This is a genomic window from Novosphingobium rhizovicinum, assembly GCF_040813635.1.
In the GTDB taxonomy this organism is placed as follows: Bacteria; Pseudomonadota; Alphaproteobacteria; order Sphingomonadales; family Sphingomonadaceae; genus Novosphingobium; species Novosphingobium rhizovicinum.
Genome location: NZ_JBFNXR010000049.1, coordinates 1 through 10,942, shown reverse-complemented (window position 1 = coordinate 10,942; position 10,942 = coordinate 1). Strand labels below are relative to the sequence as shown.

The window sequence follows — 10,942 nt, the reverse complement described above, 5'->3', positions numbered from 1 at the left end:
GCGGTATACCTCGGATAGTCGCGACCGGCATGTGGGGCCGCGACGAGCAGGAAACCCTACGCAAGCTTCATGAATGGAATCAGCCGATCCACCGCGTGCGTGGCAGGATCGAGAAGATCTTCGGAACCTGGAAGCGAAGTTACGGCCTGCGGCGGATGCGATGGCGAGGTCTCGCCAAAGCCACCGCCCAGGTCCACCTCACCGCGATCGCCTACAACCTGAAGCGCTCCCTCAACATTCTCGCAGCCCAGCTTGCCTGAGGTGAGAACCCGAGGAGCGCCCGTAACGTCCACTGTCCAATCCAGCGCTTCCATTTTGACCAGATTGGCTGCTCCAGGCCACCGTCTTGCCGAGATATCTCGAGCCGATGCGCAACCCACCCGGTTCGAAATCGCACAAGTAGCCACTCTTCAGTCAGCGCCTTCCTCAGAGAATCCAGCAGACCACCCTGCTCAAAGGCCGCGCTGGCAACTCCACCCGCCAAAAGCTGGTCAAGAAGCTCATTCGGGATCGCAGGTTCTTTGCGCCGTGACATAGTGGGACTCCTTCTTACCCATTATGCCCGCACACGCACGGAATTCCCGACAGTCCTCTCCTACGATGCCATGTACCGTTGCCACCTGCTATGCTGGAGCATATGGACTAACGTGTCGACCATCCCGGTCGGGGGGAGCAGGGTAGTTGTCGCATTGCGCGTCTGAACGAAGCCAGCGTCGTGGGTATCGAGGTCCAGACGGGCTGATGCTGGCGGCAGTTGGGATTGGTATTTCCATAGCTAGCAATGCGTCTGCCCAAAGCTCGCCTACAGCCCAGCCCTTAGCCTCACCAGTGGTAGGCCAGGTTCCAATCTCGTCGCCACTCAGCACCGCCGCAGTTGATAACCAGCCACGCTTCACGCTCGTGCCCAGCGTTCGCACAATGTATGATGATAATGCCTTGCGCTACACCGAAGTGGATGGTCCGCGCGACAACCTACGGGTGACGCCTGGTATCGACCTTAATTATCGTCGGCTACTTGGGCGAGTCGCACTCAACGTCAGCGGTTCCGCAGGTTACGACTTTAACAGTCGCTTCCGGTTTTTGAACCAGAGCAGGATTGGCTTCAGCGGATCGGCGCAAGCACCGGTAGGCGCAATATGCTCAATGACGTTGGATGCTAGTTATGACCGTTCGCGCGTCGATCTTGATGACACGCAGGTGGCGGCGGGAGCCTCTTCGACGACTCAAGTATATGGCGTCAACGCTAAATGTACACAGATGGGTGGCTTCGCCCCAAGGGCTGGGTTTACCTTTCGATCTCTCGAGAGCGGCCGGACTCGCTATTTCAACTACGAGCAATATGTCGCGAACGTCGGTATCGCTTATGCTCAGCCAAGCATTGGTACTGTGACTCTGAACGGAACTGTGGCCCAACTGCGTCGCCCCCTTCTCGTAGAACTGACTGGTTTTAACGACGATACCGATGTTTATAGCGTGTCGCTTGGCCTTAATCGGTCAGTCTCGCCGCGCATTCGGATCAGTGCCGCCGGCGGTATAACGAAGGCTAATCCTAAGCGCGCGGGGGTTCCGAGCTTTCTCGGCGCGTCTTACAACGGTCAACTGGAATGGCTACCAACGCCGAGGTTCACCATATTGGGAACTGCCGCGAGAGAGGTAACTAACCAGAACGGTGTCAGCGCCACCTATGTCATTCGGGATGATTATACGCTGACGGCAAGGTTGAACGTGAGCGACAAGAGCCGGATTAGCCTGAGTGGTAGTCACAGTCATCGCGAGTTCCGCGGTGATGACCTGGCACCCTCATTATTACCGGTTCGTGCATCTAGCTCTAAGGCAATCTCCGGGAGCTATAGCTACCGGCTGTCGCGCAAACTACGTGCAAGCGTTGGACTGAGCCGTCGCTGGCGCAAAGCAGACAACCCCATTTACAACTTCAAGTCCACCGTGCTGACAAGCTCGATCGGCGCTAATTTTTGATGATTAGGAGGAAATACGCTATGCGCTTTCGGGCCTTGTTCGCCGCTGCCGCGCTGACGCTCGGAGCGAATGCCCCTCTTCAGGCTTCCGCACAGATAAGCGGGGTTGGCCAGATGCAGCCGGGGGATGGCTATAGGCTCGGAGCGAATGACGAGGTCGAGGTAACGATCTACGGTTCAGGTCAGCAGGGCCAGGTAGTCCGCACACGGATCAAGGAAGATGGCACCATCACCCTGCCCTTCTTAGGACCGGTGCAGGCTCGCGACCGTACCGCCCGCGAACTCGCTGAGCAGATTACCAACGAGCTTCGCTCCGGTGGCTATTTCACCAGACCCTCGGTCAACGTTGATGTAACGCAATATGTCAGCAACGTCGTGACCGTCTTCGGCCAAGTGGGCACTCCTGGCATCTATCCCCTAGATCGGCCACTCACGGTCGGTATGGTGGTGGCTCGCGCTGGTGGCGGTCGTTCAGATGGTGCCGATTACGTTATATTGCACCGTCGCGGCGATCCGACCGAACACCAGATCGCCTTTGCGGACCTGACCGGCGACTGGAGCACCGCCACCATGGTCAAGCCGGGTGACACACTATATGTTCCCGTTGCCCCCACGGTGTTTGTTTACGGCCAAGTCAATGCGCCAGGAGCACTCACCATCCGTAGCGGCATGACACTACGACAGGTTCTCGCCCGTGCAGGCGGACCAACTCTTGCAGGTTCCCAGAACAACATCACGATCTATCGTGGGGACCAGAAGGTGAAAAAGGCAGAATTGGATAGTCCTGTTCAGCCTAATGACACGATCTATATCCATGAGCGATTCCTGTAAGGCTAAGGAATCTGTTAAAAGGCTTCGCACCCACGAGAAGCAGCGAGGTATCTCGCTGCTTCTTTCAAAAGGACGATCCTTTTTGGTTTGAATTATAAGCGTCGAGAGAGCCTGAAGAACTCTAAATCCTCGAGAGGATAGCTCGATAGCTCAGATCAGAACAATGTGTAATCGGTAGAGTAGATATGCCATTCTGGAGGACCGGCAGGTGAAATCTGCCAGTTCTAATATATTAGACTTTAGTATCCACCGTCCAGATCGCATATTTTCATCAGCGCAGCCGTCAATTCCGCACCAGGCACTGCATCTGACGTCATTTCGCCTGACATAAACACCGGATCCATGCTTCCGGTCCAATGATAGGTGTCAATTGAATCAGGTCCTACTCCAAACAGACTTGGCTTTTCGGAAAGTGGGTTCCAGATCCAAGTGTCGAGGCGTGCTTTGATGATTGCACCCTGCACTTCGTAAACGCCAGCGTATGCCCGGTGAGAGTACCCGCCGAGGATCAAGCCGGCTTGAAGCGTGAGGGTTCCCCTTTGGGAGAGATCACGGGGCTTCCTTATTGAGGATGCTACGAAAGCCCATAGCCCCTCTACAGAAACTTCCGGGCAATCAGAGCCCGAGATCATTTCGTGCTGTGCTCTGGCTGTGCTCTCGATCGATTTGTGAAACATACATCCTCGCAAAGCACCGTTTCGCAAACCGAACTCACTTATCTCAGGTTCTATGTCTTGCTCAGCCTCGCCGGCTGAGCGCCGACACGCCCCTGGCCTTCTCAAATCCAGCCCATTTCTAAGGTGCCGGCTGTTTCCAGCTCACGGCTCTCGCCACCCCGAAGCGTGAACGTATCCAAGTTCGGATACGAAGGCGATGAGCCACTGGACTGCTAACAACTGGCTAGCCTTGTCTCTAGAAACACAGGTCGAAAGCAACGGTTCCCGGCCCTCAGCCCCCTACCCGGCAGACAGCCGCAGCTGAGCACGAGTTTGCCACTTAGAGAGCAACTACAATGCTGCCCGGACCTGCCGCTATGCCACGCTCGAAGATTCTGCTCAGGGAACCATACTGCCGCCGGAACGACAATCGGCTACGAACCATCATCTCTTCAGAGTCTGAAAGGAATAGCGAGTAGAGCGAGCGGGAGGGCTTTTTCGATCCCGAACGGAAAGCTGTGATCTGCTCGGCGATTTCTGCGACGCTGATCCACATAAGTTGGGATGGGGCGTCCACAGTAGGATTGGTGCGCACCTCACCGATAGGCCTGAAGCCAAGCATAGCCTGATAGAAACGGCGGTGTCGTGGATTCACCTCGATGAAGAGATCGGTGCAGTTGTAACTATCCATGCCGTAAATGAACACGGCGTGAAAAAGACATGCCAGAAGGCTGTTATCAGCCCCCTTCTCTTCGGTCTCAAAGGCGAACTTCGTAAGCTCACATACTTGAGCGCCGGGTACGTTGCGATATTCATCTACCTCTTTTTTGAAGAGGGTATCGATTGCTAATCCGCTAGGAGAATCAACTCCGAGGGTAAGGGTGCCAACGAGCTGGTTCCGCAGGTGGGCGAGAAACGTAGTGTGATTATCAGCATCGCTGATCTTATGATTTGAGCCATACCCGCGCCAATCATAGCGCCTGTTCAACATCGCCTCTGCAGCCGATCGCTCAGCCGGGGTGTCAGCTAACGACAAAGCCATCTGTGCCTTCGACCCAAGCGCAGATGGCTTCACGGAATTTGCACGCCGTCTGGCGGCGATTTGCCCATAAGAGGCATTCTCAAACTGGTGATTAAGCATGTGAATGGACATGGTCGGCCCCCGACGAATGCAGCTTCCCCCTAATGCTTCCTATTTTGTAACATATTATTGGAAGCATTGGTTAACAGATCGAAAGCTGCTACCGATAGTTGGTTAATATCAGAAAATATATTGTTAACTTTATTAAAGGCCAAGGCCAATAGAGTTGGCGCGGAGCATATTTACGCCATCAATAGCCTTTCCATTCATAATGGGCCTCCTCTAAATGGGGAAAACTAGCTAAGTTCACTGATCCGCATTTAGTGGTGTAACAGCTATGAGCTTCTGACGATCAATCTCGATTTGTCATACCGCTACGCGGTAAAATGATCCAAAGCCGCGCTGAATTGCGGGAGCTTTTTGTGAGCCTGCTAATTGTGCGGCCGCTTGTGTTCCATGAGGTAGGAATGGGCTGCCACGCCACGCACGATGGCCGACAACGTCGCCAGCCTCCGAGGCAATCAAACGATTGCTCGTTGATCGCCCTGGGGCGGTAATGAGCGTACGCAGGAGTGTAGTTCACCTGCATACATAGGCGTGGCTGTTATAGCGATCTTGAGCATGTCAGTGCGACCTGTAACCAGCCCTGTCTCCGGGCCTGCTTTAATACAAAGTACCTTAAGCTGGTTAAGCGGGGCTTCCGTCGCCATTCGTATTTTCTCGTGCTTGACTAAGCCAGCTCGACACCATGAGGAGAGTCCACACCGGCATGATAGCCGCACGGCAGTGCTCCCACGGACCCGAAAGAACTTCGAGCCCCCTCACCTGCGCCCCAAGGCATAAGTTGGCCGGATGACCTTTGGCGAGCCGGTTGAGCGTCTCGGTCAGCCAGTGTGCGAGTTTATGCCGGACAGCTTGCGGTTCTCGATGAGGTGGTCGTGCCAATGCTGGAGGGCTGCTCCCGGCATCCGACCGACCGCGATCTTCGAGGAACTGCGGCGCCCATACCCCGAGACGGTGTTCGGCTCCCGGCGAAGCCTGGACCCGCGCATTCCGACTAGCGCGCGCTCCACGGGCAAGATCGCGGAGTCATTTTCCGGCAAGTGCACGAAGGGCGACGGCCGCTGGGTAAAGCACAAGGGCAAGAAGGCTGTGCACGGTTCAAGGGCTGCAGAATGCGCTCTGGTCCGCAGGTGGTGCGCCGAAGCTTCATCGCACCGATTGCCTCTCGGCTGCCTTCCGCAATTTGGATGCTCATGCCAAGATCGATCTGACCAGACGCTATGACGCGCTCTGTGCCCATTATGGAATGGAGCCCACGAGGAACAACCGGGCATTGCCCATGAGAACGGCATGATCGAGAGTGCCCATGGCCACATCAAGGCTGCCGTGAAGGATGCGCTGCTGCTGCGCGGTAGCAGCGACTTCGTTGACCTTGCCGACCATCGTCGCTTCATCGACGAGGTCGTAAAGGCGCGCAATCGGCGGCACGGCCGCGGGATCGATGCCGAGCGCAAGTTTCTGCAGCCGCTGCCGGATGTGCGCACCACCACTACGAGGAGGTCCTCGTGACGGTCACGTTGTTGGGCGGCTTTCACGCTGCGCAAGGTGTTCTACACGATCCCATCCCGCCTGATCGGGCACCGCTTGCGGGTCCGCTTGTATGATGACCGCCTGGACGTCTTCATCGCCGGCACGAGACTGATGACCTTGCGGCGCGGCCGTGCGGGCATGAATGGGAAGCATGGCCACGTTGTCGATTACCGCCCTGTGATCCGTTCCCTGCGGCACAAGCCGGCGCCACGACCCACGGCGGCTGATAAGTCGCCGCCCAAGCGAGAGAGGCGGCGACCGGATCTACTGATGCAGGCTGCCGACCAGTTGAAGGCCTGGTTCGAAGACGAGCCTCCGCGTATGGGGCGGGAGATGCTAGAGAAGTTGCAGGCCGAGCAGCCGGACACCTACCCAGACGGTCTCCTGCGTCCTATACAGCGCCGCCTGAAAGGCTGGCGTACGGAACACGCGCGAGCGATGTGCAATGGCGATGCTGCACCCGCGCCTGTAAGGATTACGTGAGGCAACCGTCGCGCGGTTCGGGAACATTCTTCGTGAGGCGACACGAATCCTCATCCAGTTTGTCGCGCTACAGGCGGCGCTTGGCGAGCGCGGTATAGCCGCCATAGCCAAGGGATACGCCCATAAACTCAACCACACTGCCCGTGCGACAGCAAACTGTGTCCTGAGAGGGGCGCAGCACTCATACTGGGCGGCGTCTTATCAAGACCGCTCATTTGGCTGTGCAGGTTCGCAGATGGCGGTCAAAACAGTTCCCACAACTACGACCGACCGCGGAAATCAAACAAGGTGACGGAGTCCTACTCTCTAGGAGCAGCTAATCTGACAGCCATCATGCGAGAACCACGTGGTGGCAGTATCGATCTAGCCTTGAAGGCTCGGAGGCAGACTGTTGCCGACAATCCAGCGGGTGACAAGTTTATCGAAAGCAGGCTGATCCAGTAGCTGCTCAAAGGCGCACCCCATGCGCCCTTTATCCCACCAGATCACCTGTGCCTTTAATGTTCCAAGTTCAGGTAGCGTCAGCCAACAGCATGTCCCACTAGGTATCCTGCTGATTGCCACTGCTGAGAAGCCCGACAAAGAAATGTCACGAATGACGGTCTGCAGGCGCCTGCCACCCGCTGGTCTAAGCGCGGCGGGGATGGAAACGCTCGTGCGAGGGGCGCAACGGTCCTCCTGAGAGGCCAAAGCGTACCTATCACTTTCTGCGACCTTCATCATGTAAGTGCGACCTTGTGCAAGACCCTCTCTGGGCATCTCTAACAAGGAGTATAGGAGCCTGGTTTACATGGCTTTACCGCTATCATCGGTATTTACCCGTGCTTGACGTGATTTTGTGAGCATCTCCGAATCAGTGAAGAGTGATTCTGGGAAACAGATCTGCCATCCCAAGCAACGCGATTGCCAAATCTGCCGCTGCAATCGCGTCAGATGATCATACCAGAGCTACCAAAGCGAGCGAACGCAACAGGCCTAAACGCGCTCAGTTTTGATCGGTTCCCGAAAATTCGAATTTTTGGGCCGGAATGACGTTCACAGACGACAAACCGAAAGTTTATTCGAATTACTTGTCAAAACGCACAGTGACTTATTTTACGTATGATACTCACAAACTCATACATTTTTTGTCATATTCCTCCACCGCGTTAACTGTTCTGTTAACCTTTTCTGTGAAGTCCGGATTAACCTTCTGGGCCCAAATTGGGCTCGGAGCGGGGAGTTTCATTAGAAAAATGGAGTTGACGCTATGTTGCACGGTGAAACCGTTGGATCTGATAAAGTCGTCGGCTTGCTTGGCGAGGAACTGACCATAGCAGATCTGCCGCCTCCTCATACGTCGCGCTGGGTAGCACAGCGTAAGGCAGAGGTTGTCGCGGCAGTGAACGGAGGCCTGCTGAGCGTGCGTGAAGCATGCGATCGATACCACCTCTCTCTTGAGGAGCTGGGATCATGGCAGCGAATGGTCAAGCTGGAGGGTGTATCTGGGCTGCGAGCAAGCCGCGTTCAACATTATCGTAAGGGGCACGAGGCGAAGGGTGCCAATACACAGGTATAAGCTCTAAGCCGCGGCCCGCCTTGTTAAACAGGTTTGGCGGTAATCGGAGCCGCCAAACCTGCACTCCACTAACCTGATTACCTGGTCGGCCCCTGATCATGTGGCCAGCAGCATCGGCGCCCGACGGGGTCTTGCCGGTGCGCAGCAGCATCGCCACGGGCCGGCCGGTGGCGGTATCGTAGACATGGATCGGCAGAAAGCGGCGCTCGCCGTAATGGCCATTCCAGAATGAGAGTTGCTGATAGCCGTGCACGACATCACGGGTATCATCGATACCCGACGTCACCGTCGCCGGCGCGGTGGGATAGCTAGCGGAGTAGATGTCGATCATCGCGCCCATCCTCCTGACGAACTCGCGCGTGTTCGGTGCACTCTCCCAGCGGCTTATCGTCGGCTGATTGGCCAGCCCCGCGCCCGAGCCCGGCAGCTTGCCCAGCGCCAGGCGGAACCCCGGATCGTCGCGAGGGCGTCGAGATCATCGGCGTCCTCGTAGCCGCACGCAATCGCGAACCTGCGGGCATGCAGGATGTCATCAAAGCGATGGATCACCCGCGCAGGGTCGCGCAAGCCACAAGCTTCCGGCAGATCCCCATCGCGCCCTTGGCCTGTGCCAGCAATAGTACGCCGCCATCCAAGGTGAGCCGACCACTGTCGAACGCACCTGTGATCTTCTTGCGCCCGATTGCTGAAAACGCAAACCCCGGTGCGCTGTTGTCGCTCTCGACGGGTGTAGCCCGTGGCATAATTTGCCCCGCTGCAGGGGCCGGTCTAGCCACCCATTTTTCTACATCAAAGCAATCACTTACGCCGCTCTCGCCAACCCGTCACCTCGCAGCGCTGGTCAAACCACGTTTCCGCGACGTTGCTTTTGGATGATACTCCTAAGGCGGGAGGTGATTTGGAACGCCGCAGGGCCGCCGTGTCTTTTCCGTCACTCTTCCGAGCCGATTACCTACCTTGTCACTGGTAACCCACAAACATGCTGACGTAGCTTTGACGGCGAGGTATTCGTCACTTGTGTCATTCTTCTGCATCATCGGCCGGCATAGGCCATCCATTGTGTCAATCGCACGAGGGGGAAGTGACGGCTATATAGCGCTTTGCGAGGGGTGCGGAGTTCCGCTGATACGCGACAGCAGTAATCATTGGTATGCTCGCAAACCTTCCGGTAAAGCGGGCCGTCTTCCCGAACTTTAAGACCAGGCCATTCTACCTGACTGCCGCTTGAGGTCACGTGCGCCGCTACTCGCCGCGAGATAGGTCCACCGTGTCGATTCTGCGTCGGCCTAGGGCTTTCGTCGAAATGACCAGACGAGAGCTGAAATGCTCGTGATCAGCGAGGACAGCGCAATCAGGTATGTGGTATAAAGGCTTGTCATAGATCACCTCCTGCTGCCACAGTAGAACCATATTGGTTATATGTAGGAAAGTTTTTTCAGAAGCGGAATGGGCACTGACAAGTTCGCCGTATTGCAACTGCGGGGGTAACCCGGGTGGTGTAGGTCTTCAGCGTCCAGGTGTCTGACGCACCCTTCAAGCTTGCACCAACTATGCCACCCTTTGGTCTGTGGAGACCTGATACTTTTTGTTATGCCGCACGCCTCATAAGTGCGATTATCCCGAGCGGGGGTAGGATGTCGCAGTTTCCCAGCACTTCCGGGAGTAATCGGCTCGGCATAGTTTCCCGCCGAGTGCGATGGGACGCCGCGCTGTAATCGCGAATTGGAGCTTGCTCTCTGTATACGAGATCGCGAGACTCTGGCGATGCGCACTGACATCGACCATCTCCCGATCACCCAGCAGGGCGAGCTGGCGCGCGTGCGGCAAACCTTGATGGACGAGTTTGCGGTCGCAATCGCAGGCGCGACGCAGCCGTGGAAGAAGAACGGCAAAGTCCAGAAGATCGTCCTGTTCGGCAGCTACAGCCGAGATGATTGGGTCGACGAGGCAGCGAACGGCTACCAGTCGGACTTCGATATCCTGGTCGTCGTGAGCCACAAGGACCTGACCGATATCGCCGAGTACTGGTACGTCGCCGAGGATAAGATCCAGCGTGACCCTGCGATCAGGCGCCCAGTCAACATCATCGTTCACACTCTTGATGAGGTGAACCAAGGGCTGTCGCGCGGCGAGTACTTCTGGGTCGACATCGCCCGCGACGGCATCGCGCTTTACGTGCTGCCTGGCGTCGAACTGGCAACGCCGAAGCCGCTAACCTCAGCAGATGCCTATGAGATGGCGCAGGCGTACTTCGATCAATGGTATCCCGATATTGCGGACCTGCTGTCGGGAGCCGACCACTATCAAAAGATAGGAAACAGGAACCTTGCGGCGTTCACGCTGCATCAGGCGGCAGAGCGGGCTTACACCTGCTTCCTGCTTGTCCGCACGCACTACGTGCCGCGCTCGCACAATCTCAAGTTCCTACGCGCGCTTGCCGAGGACAAGGAGCCGCGCCTGGTCGACAGCTGGCCGCGCGCGACCAAGCTCGACAGGCGTCGGTTCGAACTGGCCAAGCGCGCCTACGTGGAGGCCCGCTACTCAGCCAGCTTTGAGGTCGGCACGGACGATCTCGCGGCCATCACGGCCGCAATCCGTTCGCTTCGCGACATGGTCGAGGCGGTATCTCGCGAATGGATCGACGCGCTTCGCGAATAGGCTAATGCCTAATGAGACCTGTGCGCGGGTGGGCGTAGACAGGTGCGATGAATGCTGATTCTATGAGCTTTCCCAGGAGGAGAGCAGGCGATGGCGCATCGTTCGA

General features: G+C 56.8%; 7 protein-coding genes and 2 pseudogenes. 6 read left to right on the top strand and 3 right to left on the bottom strand.

Annotated elements, in window-relative coordinates; all coding sequences use genetic code 11:
• From ABUH87_RS12580 to ABUH87_RS12570, 3 genes are all read left to right on the top strand, one after another.
• Window positions 1–260: transposase (locus tag ABUH87_RS12580; RefSeq protein WP_419956696.1), on the top strand; the 260-nt coding region annotated here is incomplete at its 5' end.
• Between the two features lie 481 nt (window positions 261–741).
• A complete protein-coding gene (locus tag ABUH87_RS12575; protein WP_367774206.1) occupies window positions 742–1,977 on the top strand; it encodes an outer membrane beta-barrel protein in 1,236 nt (411 codons plus the stop codon).
• A 20-nt stretch (window positions 1,978–1,997) separates the two neighbouring features.
• On the top strand, window positions 1,998–2,807 hold the full coding sequence (locus tag ABUH87_RS12570) for an SLBB domain-containing protein (protein ID WP_367774205.1): 810 nt from the start codon (window positions 1,998–2,000) through the stop codon (window positions 2,805–2,807).
• Between the two features lie 996 nt (window positions 2,808–3,803).
• On the opposite strand, the gene ABUH87_RS12565 is transcribed toward ABUH87_RS12570, so the two are convergent.
• Entirely contained in the window at window positions 3,804–4,616 is an 813-nt protein-coding gene (locus ABUH87_RS12565; RefSeq protein WP_367774204.1) for an N-acyl amino acid synthase FeeM domain-containing protein, read from the bottom strand.
• Window positions 4,617–5,495: 879 nt separating this feature from the next.
• Between ABUH87_RS12565 and ABUH87_RS12560 the strand changes: the two are divergent.
• A pseudogene (locus tag ABUH87_RS12560) lies at window positions 5,496–6,620 on the top strand (IS21 family transposase); the annotation flags it as partial.
• 363 nt (window positions 6,621–6,983) lie between these two features.
• Here the strand turns inward: ABUH87_RS12560 and ABUH87_RS12555 are convergent.
• Entirely contained in the window at window positions 6,984–7,340 is a 357-nt protein-coding gene (locus ABUH87_RS12555) for a PilZ domain-containing protein (protein ID WP_367774207.1), read from the bottom strand.
• A gap of 529 nt (window positions 7,341–7,869) precedes the next feature.
• Here ABUH87_RS12555 and sciP point away from each other — a divergent pair.
• Complete coding sequence (gene sciP, locus ABUH87_RS12550) at window positions 7,870–8,178, top strand: CtrA inhibitor SciP (protein WP_367774200.1); 309 nt, start codon at window positions 7,870–7,872, stop codon at window positions 8,176–8,178.
• 91 nt (window positions 8,179–8,269) lie between these two features.
• Here sciP and ABUH87_RS12545 read toward each other — a convergent pair.
• Window positions 8,270–8,921: pseudogene (locus tag ABUH87_RS12545) on the bottom strand (transposase); the annotation flags it as partial.
• Window positions 8,922–9,942: 1,021 nt separating this feature from the next.
• On the opposite strand from ABUH87_RS12545, the gene ABUH87_RS12540 reads away from it, so the two are divergent.
• The gene (locus tag ABUH87_RS12540; RefSeq protein ID WP_367774199.1) at window positions 9,943–10,836 is read left to right on the top strand and encodes a HEPN domain-containing protein; all 894 of its coding nucleotides are present in this window, start codon (window positions 9,943–9,945) and stop codon (window positions 10,834–10,836) included.
• Window positions 10,837–10,942: the final 106 nt, after the last annotated feature.

Bases quoted from the DNA above. Each gene is read 5' to 3' on its own strand.
- ABUH87_RS12540 (WP_367774199.1), top strand. From the start codon at position 9,943: ATGCGCACTGACATCGACCATCTCCCGATCACCCAGCAGGGCGAGCTG.
- ABUH87_RS12570 (WP_367774205.1), top strand. From the start codon at position 1,998: ATGCGCTTTCGGGCCTTGTTCGCCGCTGCCGCGCTGACGCTCGGAGCG.
- ABUH87_RS12575 (WP_367774206.1), top strand. From the start codon at position 742: ATGCTGGCGGCAGTTGGGATTGGTATTTCCATAGCTAGCAATGCGTCT.
- sciP (WP_367774200.1), top strand. From the start codon at position 7,870: ATGTTGCACGGTGAAACCGTTGGATCTGATAAAGTCGTCGGCTTGCTT.
- ABUH87_RS12565 (WP_367774204.1), bottom strand. From the start codon at position 4,616: ATGTCCATTCACATGCTTAATCACCAGTTTGAGAATGCCTCTTATGGG.
- ABUH87_RS12555 (WP_367774207.1), bottom strand. From the start codon at position 7,340: ATGAAGGTCGCAGAAAGTGATAGGTACGCTTTGGCCTCTCAGGAGGAC.